22 protein-coding genes are annotated in these 22,818 nt (G+C 71.9%); 12 read left to right on the top strand and 10 right to left on the bottom strand.

Going from position 1 to position 22,818, the window contains the following annotated elements:
* The first annotated feature begins 143 nt into the window (after positions 1-143).
* Complete coding sequence (locus tag MT347_RS05175; protein WP_243499065.1) at positions 144-1,004, top strand: NYN domain-containing protein; 861 nt, start codon at positions 144-146, stop codon at positions 1,002-1,004.
* A gap of 165 nt (positions 1,005-1,169) precedes the next feature.
* Here the strand turns inward: MT347_RS05175 and MT347_RS05180 are convergent, their stop codons facing one another.
* A complete protein-coding gene (locus MT347_RS05180; RefSeq protein ID WP_243498725.1) occupies positions 1,170-1,796 on the bottom strand; it encodes a hypothetical protein in 627 nt (208 codons plus the stop codon).
* A gap of 100 nt (positions 1,797-1,896) precedes the next feature.
* Entirely contained in the window at positions 1,897-3,459 is a 1,563-nt protein-coding gene (locus MT347_RS05185) for an ATP-dependent DNA ligase (protein WP_243498727.1), read from the bottom strand.
* A gap of 325 nt (positions 3,460-3,784) precedes the next feature.
* Here MT347_RS05185 and MT347_RS05190 point away from each other — a divergent pair, with 325 nt between their 5' ends.
* Positions 3,785-5,482, top strand: a complete 1,698-nt coding sequence (locus MT347_RS05190) for an ATP-dependent DNA helicase RecQ (protein WP_243498729.1) — start codon at positions 3,785-3,787, stop codon at positions 5,480-5,482.
* Positions 5,483-6,147: 665 nt separating this feature from the next.
* Here the strand turns inward: MT347_RS05190 and MT347_RS05195 are convergent.
* The 5 genes from MT347_RS05195 to MT347_RS05215 form a co-directional block, all read right to left on the bottom strand.
* Positions 6,148-6,555, bottom strand: coding sequence for a hypothetical protein (locus tag MT347_RS05195; protein WP_243498731.1), 408 nt, complete (start codon positions 6,553-6,555; stop codon positions 6,148-6,150).
* 95 nt (positions 6,556-6,650) lie between these two features.
* The gene (locus MT347_RS05200; RefSeq protein WP_243498733.1) at positions 6,651-7,427 is read right to left on the bottom strand and encodes an LLM class flavin-dependent oxidoreductase; all 777 of its coding nucleotides are present in this window, start codon (positions 7,425-7,427) and stop codon (positions 6,651-6,653) included.
* Positions 7,424-8,305 carry an LLM class flavin-dependent oxidoreductase gene (locus MT347_RS05205; protein ID WP_243498735.1) on the bottom strand — a complete coding sequence of 294 codons (882 nt, stop codon included), beginning with the start codon at positions 8,303-8,305 and terminating at the stop codon, positions 7,424-7,426. The genes MT347_RS05200 and MT347_RS05205 overlap by 4 nt, the downstream gene beginning before the upstream one ends.
* Positions 8,306-8,852: 547 nt before the next feature.
* Positions 8,853-11,375 (bottom strand): ATP-dependent Clp protease ATP-binding subunit, encoded by a 2,523-nt coding sequence (locus tag MT347_RS05210; protein ID WP_243498737.1) that lies wholly within the window; start codon positions 11,373-11,375, stop codon positions 8,853-8,855.
* 87 nt (positions 11,376-11,462) lie between these two features.
* On the bottom strand, positions 11,463-12,281 hold the full coding sequence (locus tag MT347_RS05215) for a hypothetical protein (RefSeq protein ID WP_243498739.1): 819 nt from the start codon (positions 12,279-12,281) through the stop codon (positions 11,463-11,465).
* A gap of 90 nt (positions 12,282-12,371) precedes the next feature.
* On the opposite strand from MT347_RS05215, the gene MT347_RS05220 reads away from it, so the two are divergent.
* The 6 genes from MT347_RS05220 to MT347_RS05245 all read left to right on the top strand — a co-directional run bounded on the left by MT347_RS05220 (position 12,372) and on the right by MT347_RS05245 (position 17,414).
* On the top strand, positions 12,372-12,740 hold the full coding sequence (locus MT347_RS05220) for a VOC family protein (RefSeq protein ID WP_243498741.1): 369 nt from the start codon (positions 12,372-12,374) through the stop codon (positions 12,738-12,740).
* A 40-nt stretch (positions 12,741-12,780) separates the two neighbouring features.
* Positions 12,781-13,713, top strand: a complete 933-nt coding sequence (locus tag MT347_RS05225) for an EI24 domain-containing protein (RefSeq protein ID WP_243498743.1) — start codon at positions 12,781-12,783, stop codon at positions 13,711-13,713.
* Between the two features lie 24 nt (positions 13,714-13,737).
* Complete coding sequence (locus MT347_RS05230) at positions 13,738-13,887, top strand: hypothetical protein (protein WP_243498745.1); 150 nt, start codon at positions 13,738-13,740, stop codon at positions 13,885-13,887.
* 14 nt (positions 13,888-13,901) lie between these two features.
* A complete protein-coding gene (locus MT347_RS05235) occupies positions 13,902-15,566 on the top strand; it encodes an alpha-keto acid decarboxylase family protein (protein ID WP_243498747.1) in 1,665 nt (554 codons plus the stop codon).
* A gap of 52 nt (positions 15,567-15,618) precedes the next feature.
* Positions 15,619-16,722 carry a class I SAM-dependent methyltransferase gene (locus tag MT347_RS05240; protein WP_243498749.1) on the top strand — a complete coding sequence of 368 codons (1,104 nt, stop codon included), beginning with the start codon at positions 15,619-15,621 and terminating at the stop codon, positions 16,720-16,722.
* 119 nt (positions 16,723-16,841) lie between these two features.
* Positions 16,842-17,414, top strand: coding sequence for a hypothetical protein (locus MT347_RS05245; protein WP_243498751.1), 573 nt, complete (start codon positions 16,842-16,844; stop codon positions 17,412-17,414).
* A 164-nt stretch (positions 17,415-17,578) separates the two neighbouring features.
* Here MT347_RS05245 and MT347_RS05250 read toward each other — a convergent pair whose 3' ends face one another.
* On the bottom strand, positions 17,579-18,043 hold the full coding sequence (locus tag MT347_RS05250) for a DUF3817 domain-containing protein (protein ID WP_243498754.1): 465 nt from the start codon (positions 18,041-18,043) through the stop codon (positions 17,579-17,581).
* Positions 18,044-18,386: 343 nt separating this feature from the next.
* Between MT347_RS05250 and MT347_RS18355 the strand changes: the two genes are divergently transcribed.
* Positions 18,387-19,412, top strand: a complete 1,026-nt coding sequence (locus MT347_RS18355) for an FUSC family protein (RefSeq protein ID WP_243498756.1) — start codon at positions 18,387-18,389, stop codon at positions 19,410-19,412.
* 7 nt (positions 19,413-19,419) lie between these two features.
* Positions 19,420-19,905: a hypothetical protein gene (locus MT347_RS05260; protein ID WP_243498758.1), complete on the top strand. Its 486-nt coding sequence runs from the start codon at positions 19,420-19,422 to the stop codon at positions 19,903-19,905.
* Positions 19,906-19,995: 90 nt separating this feature from the next.
* On the opposite strand, the gene MT347_RS05265 is transcribed toward MT347_RS05260, so the two are convergent.
* Both MT347_RS05265 and MT347_RS05270 read right to left on the bottom strand, forming a co-directional pair.
* The gene (locus tag MT347_RS05265) at positions 19,996-20,436 is read right to left on the bottom strand and encodes a hypothetical protein (protein WP_243498760.1); all 441 of its coding nucleotides are present in this window, start codon (positions 20,434-20,436) and stop codon (positions 19,996-19,998) included.
* Positions 20,437-20,549: 113 nt separating this feature from the next.
* The gene (locus MT347_RS05270; protein ID WP_243498762.1) at positions 20,550-20,987 is read right to left on the bottom strand and encodes a DUF4440 domain-containing protein; all 438 of its coding nucleotides are present in this window, start codon (positions 20,985-20,987) and stop codon (positions 20,550-20,552) included.
* A gap of 59 nt (positions 20,988-21,046) precedes the next feature.
* On the opposite strand from MT347_RS05270, the gene MT347_RS05275 reads away from it, so the two are divergent.
* On the top strand, positions 21,047-21,895 hold the full coding sequence (locus MT347_RS05275) for a PfkB family carbohydrate kinase (protein WP_374206497.1): 849 nt from the start codon (positions 21,047-21,049) through the stop codon (positions 21,893-21,895).
* The gene (locus tag MT347_RS05280; protein ID WP_243498764.1) at positions 21,892-22,818 is read left to right on the top strand and encodes a nucleoside hydrolase; all 927 of its coding nucleotides are present in this window, start codon (positions 21,892-21,894) and stop codon (positions 22,816-22,818) included. The genes MT347_RS05275 and MT347_RS05280 overlap by 4 nt, the downstream gene beginning before the upstream one ends.

Below are 22,818 nucleotides of genomic sequence, written 5' to 3' on the forward strand. Positions count from 1 at the left end.
GAGGGACGGGTCCGCACGACCTCGACGCGCGAGGGACGGGTCCGCACGACCTCGACGCGCGAGGGACGGGTCCGCACTACCTCGACGCGCGAGGGACGGGTTCGGACTACCTCGACGCCCGGCCGACGGGTCAGACTGGAGGCATGCCCGACACCCAGACCGCCCGCGTCGCCGTCTATCTCGACTTCGACAACATCGTCATGTCGTGGTACGACCGCGTGCACGGGCGCAACGCCTACTCGCGCGACCGGCAGAAGATCGCCGAGAATCCCGTCGACCCCGAGATCACCGAGCGGCTGACCAAGGCGACGATCGACGTGGGTGCCATCATCGACTACGCGGCATCCTTCGGCACCCTCGTGCTGACCAGGGCATACGCCGACTGGTCTGCGCCGGTGAACGCCGAGTACCGCTCCCAGCTCGTCGCCCGTGCGGTCGATCTCGTGCAACTCTTCCCCGCCGCGGCCTACGCCAAGAACGGCGCCGACATCCGTTTGGCGGTGGATGCCGTCGAGGACATGTTCCGCCTGCCCGACCTCACCCACGTGGTCATCGTCGCCGGAGACAGCGACTACGTCCCGCTCGCGCAGCGGTGCAAACGCCTCGGGCGTTACGTCGTCGGCGTCGGTGTGGCGGGCTCGACGGCGAAGTCGCTCGCCGCGGCCTGCGACCGCTTCGACGCGTACGATTCCCTCCCCGGCATCCCCAAGCTGTCGGAGACCAAGAAGGATGCCGCCCCTTCCCGACCGCGCACGCGCAAGCGCTCGAAGGACCCGGCGGTCGACCTGCTCGAGCGGGCCATCCAGCTCGAGGGCGAGCGCGCCGACGGGGAATGGCTGCACGCGTCCGCGGTGAAGGATCTGATGAAGCGGCTCGACCCGTCATTCAGCGAGAAGGCGCTGGGGTTCCGCAGCTTCTCGGACTTCCTCAAGGCGCAGACCGAACACGTCGAGGTGGACGAGGAGTCGAACGTCGTGCAGGTGAAAGCGGTCGTGCGCGGCTGATCCGCGAGGTCGGCGGTGCCGCCTGCCGCCGCGCCTTCGGGACGGTGCGTCTTCGGGACGGCGCATCCGCGGACCGGTGCGCCTTCGGACGGGCGCGCCGTCGGGCCGGCCCGTCTTCGGACCGGCGCGTCCGGCGCCTATCGATTGCCGGCGCGGGGCGGGCGGTCAGCGGCGCTCGGCGCCGGGTGCCACGTGCGCGAGAACGCGCTCCCACACAGAGGTGAGGGTCACGTGCCCGTTGACCGAGGCGATCTCGTCGGCGGGAACGACCTCGGCGTCGGCAGATCGCATCCGTTCGACGTACCATCCGGCGTCGTCGGCATCAGCCGGTCCCTCGCCACCCACGATGACGAGCACCTCGGCTTCGAGATGGTCGAGGAGGGGCGTGCGCAGGTCGCGGCTGAGGGGGTCGGAGGGACTCTCGACACCGACGATGGCTAACCGATCGACGACAGGGCCCATCGCCGCAGCGAGGTAGATCGCGATCGGCCCCGCGGACCGCTCCCCCACCAGCCCGACGGTCGCGCCGGGCGCCTCACGCTCCATCAGCGCCCGGAGCGCCTCGACGGTCAGACCTGCCGGCGTCTGCCCCCCGAAGACCGGCGGATCCTCGAGTTCGGGCGCGTCGAGCCCCACCGCGACGATGCGGACGTCGAAGGCGGAGGTGACGCGGGCATCGGGATCGGTGGTGGCCACGTCGCCGGTACGCAGCACGAACACGGCGCGAGGGGCTCCGGGTGTGCCGAAACTGCGGTAGCCGAGCTCGCCGTCGAGCCAGGGGGCAAGACTCATCGCATCGTCCTCTCGTGGTGGTGGTGTGCGGTGAGGCGACCGCCGCGAGCGACCGCTGCGTCGCACCGCGGCCTCACGTGAAGGGGCGTCGCCTTCGGCGTCATCCCTCACTCGTCTCGTCGGAACCGGATGCTGCGCCGCCCCCGGGGAGCAGGGAACGCAGCGTATCGATGGTGTCTGCGTCGACCGCGGGCTTGTCGGCACGGTATGCCTTCACGCGCGCGAAGCGCAGCGCCACGCCGCCCGGATACCGCACGGAGCGCTGAACTCCGTCAATCGCGATCTCGACGACCGTGTCGGGCACGACGCGGATGCCGCCCGGCAACTCCCCCGTCTCGCGCTCGGCGAAGTGCGCCGTCTGCCAAGTCAGGAGATCATCGGTGAGTCCCTTGAAGGTCTTGCCGACCATCACGAACCCGCCGGGCTCACCGAAGCGGCCCTCCGGGTCACGTGCCCCCAGGTGCAGGTTGGAGTACCAGCCCGCGCGACGCCCCGATCCTCGTTCCACGCCCAGCACCACGAGGTCGAAGGTGTGCACGGGCTTCACCTTCAGCCAGCTCTTGCCGCGCCGTCCCGCGGTGTAGGCGGCGTCGAGACCCTTCACCATCACTCCCTCGTGACCTGCCGCGAGCGCTTCGCGCGCGAAAGCCTCGGCCGCCTCCCCGTCGTCGGTCGTCACGGCGGGGATGCGCCATGACGCGGCGATGCGGTCGAGTTCTTCGAGCCGTGAAGAGAGGGGCTCATCGACGAGGTCGCGACCGTCGAGGTGAAGGATGTCGAAGAACCAGGGCCGCAGGGCGATCTCTCGCGCCGTCTCGGCACCGAAACGCGCCATCGTGTCTTGGAACGGGCGTGGACCGCCGTCTTCGTCGAGCGACAGCGTCTCGCCGTCGAGGATCACGTCCGACACCGGCAGATGGAGAGCCACCTCGACGATCTCGGGCACGCGATGGGTGACGTCGGCCAAGGTGCGAGTGAACACGCGGACCTCGTCGCCGTGCCGGTGCACCTGCACGCGCGCGCCGTCGAGCTTGTATTCCACCGACGCCCGGCCGCTGATCCCCAGAGCCTCGGAGACGGATGCCGCCGTCGAGGCGAGCATCGGCTGAACCCCGCGGCCCACGACGAGCCCAACCGCGGCGAGGTCGTCAGCCGAGCCGACGAGCGCCACGCGTGCCGTCTCGCCCAGGTCGCCGGAGAGCATCGCTGCCCGCCGCACCGCGGCCCCGTCGCGGTCGGAGGCGCGGGCAATGGCATCCAGAAGCACCCCCTCGAGTGCACCGGTGCGCAGCTCACCCGTCATGACGCGGATCAGCAGCTGCCACTCGGCGACGGTCGCGCGTTCGGCGAGGCCGTCGAGGACTTCGGTGCGGATCGCTGCCGAGCCGGCGCCGCCGACCTCGGTCAGCCGCGAGAACGACGCGTCGATATCGCCCACCGTCAGTGACGGCGCGTCGGCGTGGGAGCCTCCGCGCTGCCACAGGGTGCGCCACCCGACGCCGAGCCGCCCCTGACGCGGCGCTGCCGTGAGCAGGCCGACCGCCGGGACGATCTCGTCGGGCGCGAGGGCCCGCAACACCGGCGCGAGCGCGTCGACCTTGGCAAGCCGGGAGCGCGTGTTCGTCACGGCCACCAGGGTCGTCTCGATCTCGCTGAAGAGCATGTCGGCATCCTGGCATCCCCCTCCGACATCGGCGGCGTGGTTGCGTCGGCGCGGATGTCGTGAGATCCGGAAGGCGGGTCCACGATCACGAGCCCGTATGCCGTCGACCAGACCGTGCGCCTCGTCGGGACCGCGCCGGGTCGTCGGGAACACGCGCACCGTCGAGAACGCACGGCCTTGCTGAAACCGCATCGAATCGTCACCGATCACGAGCGCGCTCGGACATCTCGTTCGGTCTCGGCGGCGGCGATCCGCGCCGCGCGTGGACCACACGTCGCTGACGGCCGCAACCCCCGACACGATGTCGGAGGTCTGAGATGTGCTGGTGACCTCCCCCAGGAATGAGGCTCCCGTGAACGCTCCCGCCACCCTCGAACAGTCCGCCCGCACCGCCCGCGAGGTCTTCGGGTGGGACGACCTGCTGCCGGGGCAGGCCGAGGCGATCGACGCGGTCGTCGGCGGGCGCGACACCCTGGTCGTCTTCCCCACCGGCGCGGGCAAGTCGGCGGTGTACCAGATCGCCGGGTGCGAGCTCGGGGGTGTGACCATCGTGATCTCGCCGCTGTTGGCGCTGCAGCGCGACCAGATCGACTCGATCGACGCCGCCCCCGATGCTCCCGCCGCCGTCGCACTGAATTCGCGCACGAGTGCGGCCGGCAAGAAAGCCGCCTGGGCGGCGATCGAGAGCGGCGACGCCGTCTACGCCTTCCTCGCGCCCGAGCAGTTGGCGAACACCCAGGTCTTCGATCGTCTCGCGCGTGCCGACGTGCGCCTGGTCGTCGTCGACGAGGCGCACTGCGTCTCGGCGTGGGGCCACGACTTCCGTCCCGACTACGCGCGCATCGGCGACGCCGTCGAGGCGCTCGGGCACCCGCCGGTGCTGGCACTCACGGCCACCGCATCCGCTCCCGTCCGTGAGGACATCGTGGCGACACTGGGCATGCGCGAGCCGCACCTCGAGGTGCGCGGCATGGACCGCCCCGAGATCCACATGGCGGTGCGCCGCCACGAGCACGACATCGACAAGCGTCGCGCCGTCCTCGACGACGTCCGGGATGCCGAAGGCGCGGCGCTGCTGTACGTCGCCACACGCAAAGAGACCGAGGCCTATGCCGACGAACTCGGCGCTCTAGGCCTGCGCGCGGCCGCCTACCACGGTGCGATGGCGCAGAAGCGCCGCGATGAGGTGCACACGGCCTGGAGTGCGGGCGAGCTCGACGTCGTGGTCGCGACGTCGGCGTTCGGGATGGGTGTCGACAAGAGCGATGTCCGCCGCGTCGTGCACGCCGACGTCACCGAGTCATTGGACTCGTACGCGCAGGAGATCGGCCGCGCGGCCCGCGACGGCGAGCCCGCCCGGGCGATCCTGCACTACCGCGCCGAGGACTTCTCGTTGCGGTCGTTCTTCGCGGGCGGGCACACCAAGCGCGCCGACATCGCCGGGGTGTGGGACGCATTGCTCCGCGCGACGACGCCCTTGCGCGCGAAGGACATCGCCGACGAGAGCGGTCGTTCGACCCGCGCCATCGGTCGGGTGCTGAACCAGCTCGTGGCGTGCGGTCTGGCCGTGTCGGGTGCCGAGGGCATCACCGTGGTCGAGAAGGTGTCGGCCGGCGACGCCGTCAGCGCCGTGCGCGAGCGCGATGAGGCCGAGGAGCGCATCCGCGCGTCGCGCATCGAGATCATGCGCGGCTACGCCGAGACCACCCGCTGCCGCAGGCGGGCGCTGCTGGAGTACTTCGGCGTCGAAACGCCTGAGCACTGCGGCGCGTGCGACCGCTGCGACGCCGGCGCCGTGGCACCGGTCGAAGACGTCGCCCCCGCCGAAGCTCCCGCTCCCGCGGACGCCGCGCCCGGCGACATCCGCATCGATTCAACGGTGGAGCACGGGGAGTTCGGCACGGGCACGGTCATGGGCATCGAGGACGACCGGCTCACCGTCTTCTTCCCCGAGCACGGGTACAAGGTGCTTGCCCGAGCCGCCTTCGAGAACGGCATCCTGGAGCTCGGCGAGGCGGCGTAGGTGCGTTCGGGCCCCACGCGTGGTCGCGGCGTCGCGTGGTCGCGGATCGCGGCTTCACGGGGCGCCGTGCGTTCGGGGCGCTCTACGTGCAGCGGGGCAAACAATGGCCGCCCCGCAGCACACGACGCGCCCCGAAAGCCCACGTCCGCCCCCCACAACGCCGCGATGCGCCCGTTCGGGGTGCGATTTGTGCAGCGGGGCGAACAAGGGCCGCCCCGGCAGCACATCACGCGCCCCAAAGACCACGACCGCCTCACAACGCCGCCAATGCGCGCGTTCGGGGCGCACTTTGTGCAGCGGGGCGAACAAAGGCCGCCCCGGCAGCACATCACGCGCCCCAACCAACGACCGCCTCCCCGACCCCGCGATGCGCCCGTTCGGGGCGCACTTTGTGCAGTAGGCCGAACAAGGGCCGCCCCGGCAGCACATAACGCGCCCAAAAGGACCACGACCGCCTCACAACGCCGCCAATGCGCGCGTTCGAGGCGCACTTTGTGCAGCGGGGCGAACAATGGCCGCCCCGCAGCACATGACGCACCCCGAGGATCAACGACCGCCCCCACAACGCCGCCGGTGCGCCCGTTTGCGGCGCCGTCCACCGGGGGCATCCGAGTGAGCGGCGCCCAGAGACCCGCCCCATCCTGGACGAGGCCGTTCCGCGAGTGTCAGCGCTCCCGCGTCGCCCACCACGCCCACGCAACGAGCGGCGGCTGCAGGAACAGGCGCACGAGACGCGCCCGGTCGGTGTTCAGTCCCGGCGCTGAGCGCCCGGTGCGCCACTGGTGCACATTGCCCGGGAAGACCGCGACGAAGAACGCGGCGATGACCGCGCCGATGCGACGGCGCTCGCGCGGCAACGCGACCAGCGCCGTCCCGAGGATCATCTCGACGGCTCCGGATGCCACAACGATGGCGTCCTTATCCGTGCGCAGCATCCGCGTGGCCCAGCCGGGCACGACGATGCGGTAGCCCCGCCGTCCCCACGTGAGATGACTGACGCCCGCCCCGACCAGCAGCAGTGCCAGCGCCCCGCGCGCGACCGAGCGGATGGTGAGACCTCGACGACGTGGCATCCGGTCAGTCTTCCATCCGCGGGAGATACGCGGGTCGCGGGACGCTGAGCATCAGTGTCGCGAGACGGCGCATCCGCAGGGGCGTGGTGACCCGGTCAGCCTGTCGACGGCGCCGCTCGACGTATGAAGTCGAGGTACCCCTCGACCGTGTCGTCGGGCACGACCGCGCGCAGCACGACCTCGTCGGCCGCCGCCGCGTATGCCTGGAGCGCATCGCTCAGGCGCGTAACGTCGCGGATGGTGGTGTCGGCGGCATCCACCCCCATCCGCTCGAAGTTGGCGGCGTAGTGCGGGAACGACGCGTAGCGTGCGGTTTCGGCGTCGAGGCGTGCGCGGGCGGCGGGGACCATGGCCGTGCGCACGTAGACGGCGATGTGGGCCGCGGGAGCGATTGCGTGCAACGCTTCGGATTGCGCGCGCGCCTCGAGTGGCGGCACCCAGTTGAGCACCACACCCTGTGCCCGCTCTACTCCCACACGGCGCATCTTGGGCCCCAGTGCCCCGACGACCACTCGCGGTACCCCGGCGTCATGCAGCACGTCGATGGCCTCGCGGACGCGGGAAAGCGACCCCTCCTTCGCCACACCCGAGCCGATCCCGATGGTCAACCGGTCGACTGGGAGGCCGAGAGATCGCACGTCGGCGGCGATCGTTTCGGCCGGGCGGCGATCGACCGGGATCACCCCTGTCGCCAGATGCAGGCGGCCGGTGACGCGGGCGGCCGCGGCGAGCGCCACGAGGGCATCGCCGTCGGGGGTGTCGTTGATCCAGAGCGTGTGGAAGCCTGCGCTCTCGACCGCGGGGGCGATCTCGGCCACGGCATCGGGCCCCAGCGACCCTGCGAGTCCGAGCGAGACGGCGCCCCGCGTCACGACACGCCCCCGGCGGCGGGGAGGGCGAGCGCGACCTGGCCGACGGCAGCGGAGAACGCCGCCAGATCGACGTCGTCGGTGGGGAGGAGCACCACGTCGTCGACACCGGCGGCCTGGAACCGCGCGACTCCTTCGGCGACCTCGGACACGGAGCCGGCCAGCACGCGATCGGCGGCATCGGGGCGGTCGCGCATCACCGCGGTCGCGCGCTCGCGAGCGTCGGGACCGAATGCCGTGAGCACGTACGCCACCACGTCGGCACGGCCCTCACGCCCCGCGTCGGCGCGCCCCGCCTGCACGGTCTCGACGGCGGCGGCGATCTCGGGCACGGTGTGCCGGCTGTCGAGGATGACCCCGTCGGCCTCCGCCCCGGCGAGGGCGAGCGTCTTCGGGCCCTCGGCCGCGGCGTACACGCGCAGCGGAGAGGCGGGCGGCCAATCGAGCGCGACACCGCGAAGCTTCACGTACCGCCCCTCGGTGCTGACCGTCTCGCCCGCGAGCAGGGCACGGAGCGCCGGCAGGTGCTCACGCATGAGCGTGAGCGGGGATGCGGCCTTGGCGCCGACCTGTCGCATCCAGTCCTGCACACCGTGGCCGAATCCGGGGAGCAGACGACCGGGGAACATGCGCTCGATCGTCGCCACCTCCATCGCCGAGGCGGCGACGTTGCGAAGGGGGAGCGGCGCGATGCCGACCCCGATGCGCAGATGGTCGGTGACCGCGAGCGCCGCCGCAGCCGCCGCCCACGCCGACGATCGGAAGCAGTCCTCCCACAACCAGAGCTCTTCGACACCGGCGTCTTCGGCCGCGCGCGCGGCGTCACGGAGTTGCTCGGGCGGGTGGGGGTACGGGCTGAAGATCGTGCCGATACGACTCATGGGTCTACTCTGCCCCGAACCTCCGACATCGCGGCAGGGGTTCCGTCCGTGCACGACTCCGGTAGAACAGGGGCCACCGCCCCCTCCCGGCGCCGATCACGACACAACGCAGGAGTTCTGCGGGCGACCGGGCCCGACGCCCCGCCGAATCGAGGATCCCGCCGCGAAACTCCTGCACTGTGTCCGGTGGATCCCGCGCAACGCCCATCGAGGGATGCCGAACCTCCCACATCGCGGCAGGCGTGTCGTCTATGCAGGACTCCGGCAGAACGGTGGCCATCGCCCTCTTCCGGCACCCACGACGACACAACGCAGGAGTTCTGCGCGCGACCGGGCCCGACGCCCCGCCGAATCGAGGATCCCGCCGCGAAACTCCTGCATTGTGTCCGGTGGATCCCGCGCAACGCCCGTCAGGGGATGCCGGAGCCCCGACACCGCGACCGGATACCCCCGCAGAGCCGTCCGGGATCCCGAACACCGAGACGCCCCCGGCGCCGAAGCACCGGGGGCGCAACCCGCGCGCGAACCCCCGCGCGGGAGGAACGACTCAGGCGGCGAGCGCCGGTACGACCGGCATCACCACGAAGCCCGCGCCGGTGGCATCCACCGTCACCGCGCCGCCGTCCGTCAGCTCCCCCGAGACGAACAGGTCGGCGATGCGGTCGTCGACCTCCCGCTGGATCACCCGTCGCAGCGGACGGGCGCCGTACTCGGGCTCGTAGCCGACCTCGGCCAGGCGGTCGATCGCGGCATCCGTCACCTCGAAGGTCACCTCGCGAGAGGCGAGCCGCCGCGACGTGGCTCCCAGCAGCAGCCCCACGATCTCGCGCAGCTGCGCCCTCTCGAGCTTGCGGAACAGCACGATGTCGTCGATGCGGTTGAGGAACTCCGGCCGCATGGCCTCGCGCAGCTTGCCCATCACGCGGTCGCGCAGGTCGTCGTCGGCGAACTCGCGGCCCGTCGTGGTGAACCCGATGGCACCGGACCGGGATGCCAGCACCTCGGCGCCCAGGTTCGAGGTCATCACGATGACGGCGTTGCGGAAGTCGACCGTGCGCCCCTGGCCGTCGGTGAGCCGCCCGTCGTCGAGCACCTGCAGCAGCAGGGTGAACACGTCGGGGTGGGCCTTCTCGATCTCGTCGAACAGCACCACCGCGTAGGGGTTGCGGCGCACACGCTCGGTGAGCTGACCGGCCTCGTCGTAGCCGACGTATCCCGGAGGGGCACCGATCAGGCGCGAGACCGTGTGGCGCTCGCCGAACTCGCTCATGTCGAAGCGGATCACGGCGCCGTCGTCGTCGAAAAGGGATCCGGCCAGGGCTTTGGCCAGCTCGGTCTTGCCGACGCCGGTGGGGCCGAGGAAGAGGAATGACCCGACCGGGCGGTTCTCGTCACCCATGCCCGTGCGATTGCGGCGCACGGCCTTGGCGACGGCGGCGACCGCGTCGTCCTGCCCGATCACGCGAGCGTGCAGCTCCTCCTCCAGGTGCGACAGTCGCCCGCGCTCAGTCGCGGTGAGGCGCGCGACCGGGATGCCGGTCGCCCGACTGATGACCGCGGCGATCTCGGGCTCGTCGACGACGGCGGCGGCGCTCGGCCGGCTGGTCGCCTCGTCGAGGCGCGTCTGCACCGCCGCGATCTCGTCGCGCAGGCGCGAGGCCTCTTCGTAGTGCTCGGCCGAGACCGCGGCGTTCTTGTCGGCCTCGAGGGTGGCGAGGCGCTCCACCACTGCCGAGGTGTCCACGCTCACCCCCAGCTTCAGGCGCAGGCGCGCCCCCGCCTGATCGATCAGGTCGATGGCCTTGTCGGGCAGCACCCGATCGCTGAGGTACCGGTCGCTGAGCTCCACCGCGGCACGCAGGGCATCGTCGGTGTAGGTGACGGCGTGGTGCTCCTCGTACGCGGGACGGAGCCCCCGCAGGATCTGCACGGCATCCGGGATCGACGGCTCCCCCACGCGCACGGGCTGCAAGCGCCGCTCGAGCGCGGGGTCCTTCTCGATCGTCCGGTACTCGCGCAGGGTGGTCGCGCCGATCAGGTGCACGTCGCCACGGGCGAGGCGCGGCTTGAGGATGTTGCCGGCGTCCATCGAGCCGTCGCCGCTGCCGCCGGCCCCCACGAGCGTGTGCACCTCGTCGATGAAGACGACGAGCTTGTCGGATGCCGAGATCTCGTCCATCGTCTGCGTCAGACGTTCTTCGAAGTCGCCGCGGTACCGGGCCCCGGCGAGCATGGCGGCGAGGTCGATCGACACCACGCGGGTGCCGCGCAGCTGTTCGGGTACCTCGTCCGCGACGATGGCGCGCGCGAGTCCCTCGACCACCGCGGTCTTTCCCACGCCGGCTTCGCCGATGAGCACGGGGTTGTTCTTGGTGCGGCGGCTGAGGATCTCGATGGTCTGCTCGATCTCGTCGCTGCGTCCGATCACCGGGTCGAGCTCGCCCGCCGCGGCGCGCGCGGTCAGGTCGGTGCCGAACCGGTCGAGATGGGGAGTGGCGGATGCCGACTCGTCAGGCGTCTGGGCGGGCTCGCCGCCGACGACCGTCTGGCGGACACCCTGGGTCAGCGCCTCGGCGGTCACTCCCGCCTGCGCGAGGATCTGACCGGCCGGCGCGTCCTGCGCCAGCACGAGCGCGAAGAAGAGGTGGTCGGGGTCGACGTACGTCGAACCCGCGGCGCGCGCGACCTGGAACGCATGGAACAGCGCGCGCTGGACGGAGCCTGCGACGACGGCGCCGTCGACCTCGGCCGGGGCGCCGGCCGCGGGGAGCCGACTCTCGGCGGCGCGGGCGATGGCGGCTGGGTCGGCGCCGAGACGGCTCACGGCCTCGTTCGCGGGCGAACGCCCAACGAGCACGTGAAGCACGTGCAGCGCGTCCAGTTCGCGCTGGCCGCGACCGATGGCGAAGCGGCCGGCGGCCTGGAGGGCGTCTTGCGTGCGGGCGCTGAGGAACCGGCTGAGGTCGATCGAGCGCTCGGCGCGCGCCTGCTCACCCGCGAGGTAGCGCGCGAGGAACTCGTCGAACGACTGCGCGCCGTCGCCGGCGCCGGGGGTGACATTCTCGGGCAATTCCGTCTCCTGTGATACGTGAGCGCGATCGACTCAAGTTTGCGACTTGAGCGTCGCCGTATCAAGTTCAACGGCGTGGCGCTTCGCCTATTCCCGGTTCGCCCTCAGGGTCGGGTCGGGGTCGTTCCACAGCTCCACGGTCTGCACGATCCAGAACACCGCGAACAGGACGAGGGCGACGGACTCCCCCACGAGCACGACAGGAAATCCGGCGTTCTCGAGGCCGACCAGCATTCCGACGGCGAGCAGGATGAGGGTCAGCACCATCGCCGCGGCGACGACGGCGTAGGCCACCCCAACACCGCTCCGATGCGGTCGCCACGCCGCGATCGCGGCCACCACGGCGATCAGGGAGAAGAACGCGACCGCCGCGACCGTGTGAGCGGCCGCCAGGAACGACTCGGGCGCCGCCACCGCCCACAACGCGCCGCCGACGACCAGCGTGGCGATCACCGCGATCGTCCAGGCCACACCCCGGGTCGCCGTCCCCTGCGTGCGCGCCAGAATCCCCGCGGCGACCGTTCCGACGACGACGATGGATGCCACCGACACGGCGTTGTTCACCACGGTCGGTCGCACCTCGGGGGGAACGCACGAGGCGCCCACGGCGACGCAGTCGAGGGTGGTGGGGACGAAGGTCACCACGAGGAGGAGGACGGCGGCGATGTCGAGCAGCCCCTGCTCGAGGCTCCGCCCCGACAGCGCGAGCAGGGCGAGGGCGATGGCGCTGAGCGCGCCGACGAAGACCGGTCCGGCGGAGGTGTAGTACGACGCGCTCACCGAGGCCAGGTCACCGCCGCCGCCGAGTTCGAGACCGACGGAGATCGCGAGGAACACCGTCGCGCCGACGATCGCGAGACGCACGTACCGGTACGTGCGCTGGGTCGAGGTGGTGCGCAGGCGCATGACGGCATCCTCGCAGGCCCCGCCGACACTCCCCCTTCCCGATGTCGGTGGTCCCGGACATACTGGCCGCACGACGAGAGGAAGTCAGCCATGGACTGGAAGATCGAGCTCATCTTCGTGCCGGTATCCGACGTGGACCGGGCCAAGGAGTTCTACGAAGGCATCGGATTCCACGCCGACCACGATCAGCAGGTCGACGACGGCCTGCGCTTCGTGCAGATGACACCGCCCGGTTCGGCCTGCTCGATCGCCTTCGGCACGGGACTGGGACTGACGCTCGCGCCGGGGCAGCAGGACACGATCCAAGTCGTGGTCCCCGATGCCGACGCCGCGCTCGCCCAGCTCCGGGACGCCGGCGCGACGGCCGAGGGCGTCGACGAGCAGGACTGGGGGCGCTTCGTCACCTTCGCCGACCCGGACGGCAATCGCTGGACACTCCAGCAGTTGCCCGCTCGCTGAGAGGTCCTGCCCACCCGGCCCGGTCTGGAAGACTTCCCGCATGCGCGAATTCCTCGCCGGAGCCGGTCTGCTCGCTCGCGGCCTCGGGCAGTGGCGCCGCACCCCCGGCGCGATGGCTCTCGGCCTCATCCCCGGCACGCTCGTCGGACTCGTGTTCGGCGCGGCCCTCGTGGTGTGGGGTCTCGCCCTGCCCGGCCTCGTCGAGGACTGGACGCCGTTCGCCGACACCTGGGCGCCGTTCTGGGCGGGGGTGGTCCGCACCGCCATCGGGGCGGCCTCGTTCGGAGCGGCCCTGCTGCTGGTGGTCGTGTCGTTCACGGCCGTGACCCTCGCCGTGGGCGAGCCGTTCTACGACCGCATCTGGCGCGCCACCGAGCGCAGCGCGACCGGCACCGTGCCCGACGCCGATTACGGCTTCTGGCGCGCGGTCGGCGACAGCATCCGTCTGATCCTCCGCGGCGTCGTGGCTGCGGCCCTGGCGTGGGTGATCGGGCTCATCCCCTTCGTCGGCGGTGCACTCGGCTTCCTCACGGGTGTCGCGCTGACGGGCTGGCTCCTCGCCGACGAGCTCACCTCCCGCGCCCTCTCGGCCCGCGGGCTCGACCGGGCGGCGCGGCGCGCGATCCTGCGGGCGAATCGCGCACGCGCGCTCGGCTTCGGCGTCGCGACCCAGCTGTGCTTCCTCATCCCCCTCGGGGCCGTCGCCGTCATGCCGGCCGCCGTCGCCGGCAGCACGCTCTGGGCCCACACGGCGCTGGGCGTGCGGTCGCGCCACTCCGGGCCGTCGAGTGCCGCCGCCGTCGCCCAGGACGCGCCCGCCGCGCAACCCGCCGCACCCGCCATGCAACCCGCCGCACCCACCACCCGCCCCGCCGCACCCACCACACAACCGGCCGCACCCACCACCCGCCCCGCCGCGCCCGCCACGCGACCCGCCCCACCCGCGGACCGCCGCGCGGACTCGGCACGATAGCCTGGAGCGACCGAAGGGATCCTCATGTTCATCGTCTCGCTCATCCTGTTCGTCGGCGGAATGCTGCTGACCGGCCTGTCCTTCTCGATGGCCGCTCCCGCACTGTTCTTCGCGCTCGGCGTCATCCTCGTCTCGGCCTCGCTGGCCCTCCCCTTCCACTTCGGCACCCGGTAAGCGGCACGGCGGCCATGACGGCGTACACGGTCGCTGATTATCTGCTCGACCGTCTCGCCGAGGCGGGCGTCCGGCATCTCTTCGGTGTTCCGGGCGACTTCACGTTGGCCTTCCTCGACCATGTGGAGCGCCACCCGACCGTCGACTGGGTCGGCTGCGCCAACGAACTCGGCGCCGGGTACGCGGCCGACGGCTACGGTCGACTGCACGGTCTCGGTGCCCTGAGCACGACGTTCGGCGTCGGCGAGCTCTCAGCGATCAGCGCCGTCGCCGGCAGCTACGCCGAGCACGTGCCCGTCGTGCACATCGTCGGCGCGCCGACCACGGCTGTGCAGGCCGCCGGTCGGGCCAGCCACCACTCCCTCGGCGACGGTGACTTCGCCCACTTCGCGCGCATGACGGCCGAGGTCACCGCGTCGCAGGAGGTGCTGTCGGTCGCCGACGCTCCCTCGCAGATCGACCGGCTCATCGCCGAGGTGCGCCACCGGCGCCTGCCCGGCTACCTGCTCGTCCCGGCCGACGTGGCCGAGGCACCGACCGAACCACCCACCTCTCCCCTGCCCGACGCCGACGTCGTCACCGACCCCGTCGTCCTCGCGTGCTTCCGCGACGCCGTCGCCGCCCGCCTGGAGGCGGTCGACACCGTCGCCGTGCTCGCCGACATCCTCGTCGCACGCCTCGGCGCCGAAGACGCGCTGCACCGCCTGCTCTCGCACGGACTCGCCCACGCCTCCCTGCTGTGGGGTCGTCGCGTCGTCGACGAGTCGGCATCCGCCTACCTGGGCCCGTATCTCGGAGCGGCGAGCGCCCCCGCGGTGCGCGCCGGCATCGAGGACGCCGACCTGCTCGTCCTGGCGGGCTTGCAGTTCACCGACCTCACCAGCGGCTTCTTCTCGCAGCGCATCGATACGGCCCGCACGGTCGAGATCCGCGGCGAGCACGCGCGCGTGGGCGACGACGACTTCCGCCCGCTGGCGATGCGCGACGCGCTGGACGCCGTCGCCGCCGAGGTCGCGGCGCGGGTCGACCGTTTCCGCCTCCCCGACCCGGCGCCGGCTCCGCCGACCCCGCAGACCCCGGATGCCACCGGCCGGCTCTCCCAATCGACTCTCTGGCACGAGGTGGCGGCGTTCCTCCGCGACGGAGACACGGTGCTGGCCGACCAGGGAACCTCGTTCTACGGCATGGCCGGAGAGCGGCTCCCGCACGGCGTCGTCTTCGGCGGCCAGCCGCTGTGGGCCGCGATCGGCTTCACCCTCCCCGCCATCATGGGTGCTGCTCTCGCGCGCCCGGAGCGACGGCCGGTGTTGCTCATCGGCGACGGCGCCGCCCAACTCACCGCGGCCGAGCTCGGGACGCTCGTGCGTCAGGGCGTCCCCGCGATCATCGTGGTCGTCGACAACGCCGGGTACACCGTCGAGCGGGTCATCCACGGGCTGCACGAGAAGTACAACGACATCGCGACGTGGGATTGGACGACCCTGCTCGCGGCGATGGACCCCGGCCGGACGAGCACCGGCGTGCGGGTCGACACGACGCACGATCTGCGACGGGCACTGGCCGAAGCGCGGGAGTCGCCGACGTTGACGCTCATCCAGGCGGTGGTGCCGCAAGACGACGTGCCGCCCGTGCTGGCCGATCTCGCCGCCGCGGCGGCCGCGGCGAACCGCCGCGCCTGAGCCGGCTCCACCCGCGACGAACAGCCCCACCCGACCCGGGTAGCGTGTGACGATGCCCTTCTCCCTCGACGCCCTCCGTCGCCGTCCCGACCTCGAGGGTCCCGACCTTGTCGCCGTCGACGCCGCCGACCGCCTGCTCCTCGACGAGTCGGCTGCCGCGCGTGTCGACCTCGCCGACGGCGCCCTCGTCATCATCGGCGACACGCACGGCGCGCTGACCCTGACCGCAGCGGATGCCGGCGCGCGCGGCATCCGGGTGCACCAGGACGAACTGCTCGGCGAGCGGGCCCTCGCCGCCAACGCCGCCGACGCCGGGCTCGACACGGTGTTCACCTCTCACCCGCTCGACGCGGAGCTCCTCACCGGCGCACGCGTGGTTCTCCTGCGCCTCCCGCGTTCCCTCCGCGCCCTGGCCGACATCGCGGGACTCATCGCGCTGCACGCCGATCCGTCCGTGTCGGTGTTCGCGGGCGGGCGGCTGAAGCACATGACCGTCTCGATGAACGAGGTGCTGCGTGCGCACTTCGACCGCGTCGACGTCTCGCACGCCCGGCAGAAATCCCGTGTGCTCCTCGCCCGCGGGCCTCACGACGGGGTCGCCCCTGTCCCCGAGGCGGCGGAGATCGACGGCATCCGGGTGCGCGCTCTCGGGGGTGCCTTCGCGGGAGCGTCCATCGATATCGGGACGCGGCTGCTCCTGGAGCACCTGCCCGCGCCGTCGGGCCCCGAGGCCATCGACCTCGCCTGCGGCACGGGGGTCGTCGCCGCGGCCCTCGCGGTGCGGCATCCGTCCCTTCGAGTGCTCGCCTGCGACCAGTCGGCGATCGCGGTCGCTTCGGCGCGCGCCACCGCCGAGGCCAACGGCGTGGCCGATCGCGTGCGGGTCGTGCGCGACGACATGCTCGAGACACAACCGGATGCCAGCGCGTCGTTCATCGCGCTCAACCCGCCGTTCCACGCCGGGGGCGCGGTCGCCGACCGTCTCGCTCCACGCATGTTCGCCGACGCCGCCCGGGCGCTGCATGCGGGCGGAGAGTTGTGGACGGTGTGGAACTCCGCGCTGCAGTACCGGATGCCCCTCGAGCGCATCGTCGGGCCCACTCGCCAGGTCGCGCGCGATCGCAAGTTCACCGTGACGGTGTCGACGAAGCGTTGACACCGTCGGGTCTCTTGACCCGACGCCGGTTCCCCACCCCGCCTGCGCGTCAGCACGCGACCCATGGCGCGAGACGACCGGCGGGCGTAGATTCGCAGGCGTCCACGGGGAGGTACGGCATGCGGATGCGCTGGATCGTGGCGACGGTGTGCGGCCTGGGGCTGCTCACCGCTCTGCTCGCGACCGCCCCCGCAGCCATGACCACGGCCACCTCCGCAGCCGGTGTGCCGCACATCCCGTTGTCCGAGAGCGTGTCATCGCCCCTCCTGGCCGACTGCTCGAGCGTCACCACCAACGGTCGCGGCTACGCCCGGTTGCACGGCATCGCCCTGTGCGGCGCGGACACGATCCCGCCGGATCAGCCGTTGCGCGTCGAGACCGTGGGGGGCGAGGAGTGCGGGTCGGCGTCGATCAGCCTGACCAGCCGCGGGGGCGGGCTGGCCACCGTCGCGTGGCGAGTGACATCCACCTCGGGTCCCATTCTCGACGTCGAGCTCGACGCGTCGTTCTCGGGCCGGGCGGGCGGTGCGATGCGCCGATTCGCGGTGCGCGAACCCACTCTGCATGCGGCCGGCAGTTCCGTCGCCCTCCTCGGCTCCGGACGCGCGACGGCCACGATGTCGGGCACGGTCGAGACGTTCACCGCCACGTGCCGCATCGCCCCCGCGAGCGTCCACGTGCACCTGCGCTGACGCGCCGGGACCCGCGTCCGCGACACAACGCAGGACTTCTGATCGACACGGCGGCTCGAATCGGCCAGGTGTCGACGCCAAGCCCGCTACATTCCTGCGTTGTGTCCGTCGCGCTCGCGACACCCGCGGAAACCGCGCCGAATGCGGATCGCGTCGGGCCGGGCTCAGCCCTTGCCGCCGGGCGGCCCCACGATGAGCAGCACGACGAACGCCAGCGCCACCGCAGCGACGAGGGCGAGCGCGAGAATCCAGGGTCGCCGCAGGAAGAACCGCAGCAATCGGTCGATCGGCCGCCGGTCCCGCGGATCGGCGGTTTCGTCGAGCCGCCACGCGCCGCGCAGGCGACCGGTGCGGTGCAGCCAGATCTCGGTCGGCACGGTCGCGTACGGGATCACGGCGCTCACGATCGCGAGGGCGGTCGGGCCGACACCCCAGCGCTGGTTCAGCGCCACGAGCACCGCGGTCGCGCCGTAGGCGAGGAACACGAAGCCGTGGATGCCACCGCCGATCGTCACGGCGAGCGGCAGGTCGGCGGCAGCGCGCAGGATCAAGCCGCCGATCAGCAGTGTCCACGAGATCGCCTCGGCGATCGCGAGCGTACGGAACAGGGTCAGGGGCGTGCGGAACACGTCTCTCCTCGCTCGGGTCGGGGTTCTTCCCACCCTATGCACGCCCGCCGCCCTCCCCTGCGGCTCACCTCGACGTCGAGGAGTCACTCGATGGGCTGATCGTCCCCGTCCAGTGAGGAGTCGGAGGTCGCGCCCTCCGCGGCGGTCGTCGTGTCGGGTTCGGGTCCGGGCTCGATCGGGGGCATCTCACGTTCGGCATCCATGGGTCCACCCCACCAGAAATGCGACCGGATGCCACGGCCTTGACGCCGCGCGCACCGCCGGCCCGTTCGTCGGGGCGGCAGCCGGAGCCCCCGTCGATCCGACCACCGGCCCGACCGCCGCCGAAGCGTAGGGTGGTCGGGTGGCGGAATCCCGGGGGCGCGTATGGACCGGAGTCCTTCGCGTCGGGCCGCGCCAGGGAGACCACCGCGTCGCGGTCCGCGCCGTGCTGAGCGTCGGCGTCCCGCTGCTGGCTCTGCTCTTGCTCGGCCGTCTCGACCTCGCCGTCTACGCGAGCTTCGGTGCGTTCGCCGCGCTGTACGGACGCACCGATGTCCCACGCACGCGGGTGCGCATGCAGGCTGCAGCGGGCGGCATCCTCGTCGCCGCGATGCTCGTCGGCACCGCCCTCTCGATTCTGGCGACACCCGCACTCGTGAGCGTGGCCGTGGTCGCCGTCGTCGCGGCATCCGTGACGCTCTTCCCCTATCGGGCGCAGTGGCATCCGCCGGGCGGGTTGTTCGCCGTCTTCGCGGCCGGGGCGACAGCCAGCTTCCCGGCCGTCGGCGCCACGTTCGCGACCGTGCTGCTCGTCGGCGGCGCGAGCGTGGCGTGGAGCCTGCTGGTCACGACGGTCTTCGTGCTCGCGCGCCGCGGCTCGTGGAGCCGCGCCCGCCGGCCCCGCCCGTCGATCGGTCCCGTCGCATGGGAGATGACCGCGACGGTGGGCATCGCCGCGCTCCTCGCGGGCGTCGCGGGTGTCCTGCTGGTCCAGACGCACTGGTACTGGGCGATGGTCGGGGCGGTCGCCGCCGTGGGCGGAGCACACGTGACGGCGCGGCTCATCCGCGGCGTACAACGCCTGGTCGGCACCCTGCTCGGCGTGCTGATCGCGGCGGGACTCCTCGCCCTGCAGTTGCCGCCGTGGCTCGTGATCATTGTCGCCGTCGTTTTGCAGGCCGGGGCCGAACTGTTCGTCGGGCGCGATTACGGCATTGCGATGCTGTTCATCACCCCGCTGGCGCTGCTGATGGTGTCGCTCGCCTCCCCCGTCGCCCCCGGACTCCTGCTGCGAGACCGTGTCATCGAGACCCTCATCGGGGTCGCGGTCGGCACAGCCGTCGCCATCGTCTCCGCCCTTCTTCGCCGTCGACCCTCGAGGAGCTGACACCCCCATGGCCACGTCGAACGCCAAACCTCTCGGTCAGGTCGCCGCCGAACGCATCAGTGCGGGATGCTACGGCGCCCTGGTCTCGGCATCCACCCTGATCGGTCTCGGAACCTCGGACCTGGCTGTCGTCATCGCGGTCGTTGCCCTGACGAACGTGGTCTACTTCGCGACCCACGTCTTCGCCTACTCCGTCGGAGACACATCGTCGGAGCGCCCGTCGAGGATCATCGCGCACCACCTCCGCGTCAGCGCCCCGATGGTGTCGGTGACGTTCCTTCCCCTGCTCGTTGTGGTGCTGTTGGTCGGGTTCGGGGTCGGTCTGTCGACGGCCCTGCTCTGGGGTGTCGGGGTCGCGATGTCGTACCTCGTCGTCGTCGCCACCGCCGGAGCACGCCTGCGCGGCTACTCCGGCCTCGGCGTCGTGCTGACGGCGATCGGTGCGGCACTGATGTCGGCTCTGCTGATCGTGGCGAAGCTGCTGCTGCACTGAACGGACGGATGCCACGACGCTGTCGTCCCTCAGCCAGCAGCGCGACGAGTGACGCCGCGCTGCTCGCTGCGTGCTGCCTTCGCGAGGTGGTCAGGAGCGGGTCGACGACAGGACCGCTTCCAGATCCATCCGCGCCTCACCGGGACCCCCGCACTGCTCCGAGCCACCGACCCGTGTCCACTCCACGGCGATGCCCTCGCGAACGAGCACGGCCCCATCCGTCCCGGTCGCGCGCACGGAGATGACATCGGGCGTCGACATGTCGGGGAGAGAGAACGTCCAGACGGTCCCGTCGACCGATGGCGGTTGGATGCCGAGGAGATCCGGCCGGCGGGCGCTCTCGGCGGCGCAGCCCCGTTCGTCGCACAGGTCCACCGCGCTGACACCGTCGGCGGGTCCGGTGACGACGATCGTGTTCGACCACCCGATGGCCGGACACTCCACGGGGAACACGCTCCCGCACCCGCTGAGCACGACCGGCACCATCAGCACGATGCCCGCCAGCGTGGCCCGCCACGAAACGTCCGTCACGTGCTCCAGCCTGGCGTGCGCGGACCAGACGGCGCGCGATCGTCATCGAATCGCAATTCGGTTCGACGCCGGACAGTGTGCTTACGAGGCCCCTGCGTACCGTGGTCTCGCCGTCACATGGTGGTCGTGGTGTGGTCGCCGTGACGGTGGACGATGCGCCAGACGCCGTCCTCCCGACGCCAGACGTGCGTGACCCGCACGACGAACGAATGAGGCTCCGCCCCGTCGACCGACAGGGTCCCCCGTTCCCGCCCGGCCGTCATCGCCCAGTCGTCGCCGACGAGCACGCGGTCGTACTCCGGCACGAGGGCTCCGCCGTGGAACCGTCGGGCCACGGCCCGCAGGGTCGACTCCACCTCCGCAGCGGTCGTCGCGTGCGTGCCAAATCCGCCCATCAGGGTGGCGTCGTCGGACGGGGTCCACAGCGCCGCGAACGGATGCGGATCGCCGTGCCCCATGGCATCCAGAGCCGCCGCCACCGCGCGGAGCGCATCATCGAAGGGCTGCAGCGACGGCGCTGCCGACGTGTCACCGAGGGGTCCGCTCGTCATGGACACATCATCCCGTGTCGCGGCGCGGAGCAACTCAGTGCGTGACAGGGTGGATTCTCGTGACCCCTCCTCCCCCGACGCCCGAACTCACCGTGGTCGGCGCGATCAACGTCGACCTCACCGCCCGCGTCGAACGGGCACCCGCCGCAGGTGAGACCGTCGCCGACGGCGTGCTGCATCGCGGACCCGGCGGCAAAGGCGCGAACCAGGCGGTCGCCGCCGCCCGGCTCGGAGCCGCCGTGCGGTTGATCGGTGCCGTGGGCGACGACCTCGACGGTCGTGGCATCCGGGATCAGCTCGTCTCCGTCGGCGTGGATACGACCGGCGTCCAGACCTCGGATGCCGCCACCGGCACCGCCCTGATCGTGGTCGACGCGACGGGTGAGAACTCGATCGTCGTGTGCGCCGGCGCGAATGCGGCGATCGACGCCGAGGCGCTCGACATCGAGTCCGGGGCGGCGGTCCTGATGCAATTGGAGGTGTCGGATGCCGTGGTCTCGGCCGCCGCGCGCGCGGCCGGGTTCTTCGCCCTGAACGCCGCCCCCGCGCGCCCTCTCCCCGACGGGGTGCTCGAACGCTGCGACCTCGTCATCGTGAACGAGACGGAGTACGCGCAACTGCCCGAGGTGCACGACGCCCCACTGCTGTGCGTGACGCTCGGAGCCCAAGGTGCGCGCCTGTACCGGCACGGTGAGGTGGTGGCATCCTCACCCGGCGTCGCGACGACCGTCGTCAACACGGTCGGCGCGGGTGATGCCTTCTGCGCGGCCCTGGTCTGCGGGCTGCTGCGCGGCGACGATCCCGACGACGCGCTGGCGCGCGCGTGCGCCGTCGGTTCAGCGGCCGTCGCCGACGAGGCCTCGCAGCCCGCGCTCCAGAACCTCGACGCGTACGAGGTGGCCCCGTGACCCGCCGCCCGATCCTCGTCGACTGTGACACCGGCATCGACGACGCCCTCGCTCTCGCGTACCTGCTTGCCGAACCCGCGGTCGAGATCGTCGGCGTCACGACGGTGTCCGGGAATACGGATGCCGCCCGCGCCGCCGCCAACACCCTCTCGCTGTTCGACCTCGCCGGGGCCGACGACATCCCGGTCGCGGTCGGCGCGCACGACTTCCGCGGCCGGGCCTATGCGGGGGGCGCCCCGCACGTGCACGGCGACGACGGCGTCGGCGGGATCGCGCTGACCGCCTCGGCCCGCGCACACGACGCCCGCGCCGCCGTCGAACTGATCGACCACCTGGCGTCGCGGCATCCGGATCTCACCGTGCTCGCCCTCGGACCCCTGACCAACCTCGCCGCCTACGCCGAGGCTCCCGGCGTGGCCCGATTCGACCGGCTGGTGGTCATGGGTGGGGCGTTCGCGCACTCGGGCAACGTCACGGCGTGGGCCGAGGCGAACATCCACAACGACCCCGAGGCCGCCGCCGTCGTCTTCGCGCAGGATTGGGACACCACCCTCGTCCCCCTCGACGTCACGATGACGCAGACCCTGGATGCCACCGACCTCGTGCGCCTCGAAGCGATCCCGGGTGCGCTCCCCCAGGCCCTGGCCGCGATGCTGCCGCTCTACCTCGACTTCTACGCCGGCCGCGTCTTCCCCGACCGGCGCTGCGCGCTGCACGACCCGCTGGCGGCGATGGTGGCGGCGGGGGTGCTGCGGGGCGTCAGCGTCTCGTCCGGCCAGGTGGAGGTGCGGCTCGAGCGCGGGGAGCGCGGGCGGACGGTGTCGTCGCGCGGGTCCGACACGCAGCGGTGGGTGCGCGGGATGGAGGGGTCGGCGGTGGAGGTGCTTCTCGGCGCCCTCGAGGCTCGGGAGTGGCCGGAGTAG

Origin of the sequence: Microbacterium sp. VKM Ac-2923, from assembly GCF_022815605.1 — a bacterium.
In the GTDB taxonomy this organism is placed as follows: Bacteria; Actinomycetota; Actinomycetes; order Actinomycetales; family Microbacteriaceae; genus Microbacterium.

Coding starts and splice junctions, on each gene's coding strand:
- MT347_RS05220 (WP_243498741.1), top strand. CDS start 12,372: ATGGACTGGAAGATCGAGCTCATCTTCGTGCCGGTATCCGACGTGGAC.
- MT347_RS05245 (WP_243498751.1), top strand. CDS start 16,842: ATGCGGATGCGCTGGATCGTGGCGACGGTGTGCGGCCTGGGGCTGCTC.
- MT347_RS05230 (WP_243498745.1), top strand. CDS start 13,738: ATGTTCATCGTCTCGCTCATCCTGTTCGTCGGCGGAATGCTGCTGACC.
- MT347_RS05235 (WP_243498747.1), top strand. CDS start 13,902: ATGACGGCGTACACGGTCGCTGATTATCTGCTCGACCGTCTCGCCGAG.
- MT347_RS05240 (WP_243498749.1), top strand. CDS start 15,619: ATGCCCTTCTCCCTCGACGCCCTCCGTCGCCGTCCCGACCTCGAGGGT.
- MT347_RS05180 (WP_243498725.1), bottom strand. CDS start 1,796: ATGAGTCTTGCCCCCTGGCTCGACGGCGAGCTCGGCTACCGCAGTTTC.
- MT347_RS05260 (WP_243498758.1), top strand. CDS start 19,420: ATGGCCACGTCGAACGCCAAACCTCTCGGTCAGGTCGCCGCCGAACGC.
- MT347_RS05205 (WP_243498735.1), bottom strand. CDS start 8,305: ATGAGTCGTATCGGCACGATCTTCAGCCCGTACCCCCACCCGCCCGAG.
- MT347_RS05215 (WP_243498739.1), bottom strand. CDS start 12,281: ATGCGCCTGCGCACCACCTCGACCCAGCGCACGTACCGGTACGTGCGT.
- MT347_RS05175 (WP_243499065.1), top strand. CDS start 144: ATGCCCGACACCCAGACCGCCCGCGTCGCCGTCTATCTCGACTTCGAC.
- MT347_RS05225 (WP_243498743.1), top strand. CDS start 12,781: ATGCGCGAATTCCTCGCCGGAGCCGGTCTGCTCGCTCGCGGCCTCGGG.
- MT347_RS05270 (WP_243498762.1), bottom strand. CDS start 20,987: ATGACGAGCGGACCCCTCGGTGACACGTCGGCAGCGCCGTCGCTGCAG.
- MT347_RS05185 (WP_243498727.1), bottom strand. CDS start 3,459: ATGCTCTTCAGCGAGATCGAGACGACCCTGGTGGCCGTGACGAACACG.
- MT347_RS05195 (WP_243498731.1), bottom strand. CDS start 6,555: ATGCCACGTCGTCGAGGTCTCACCATCCGCTCGGTCGCGCGCGGGGCG.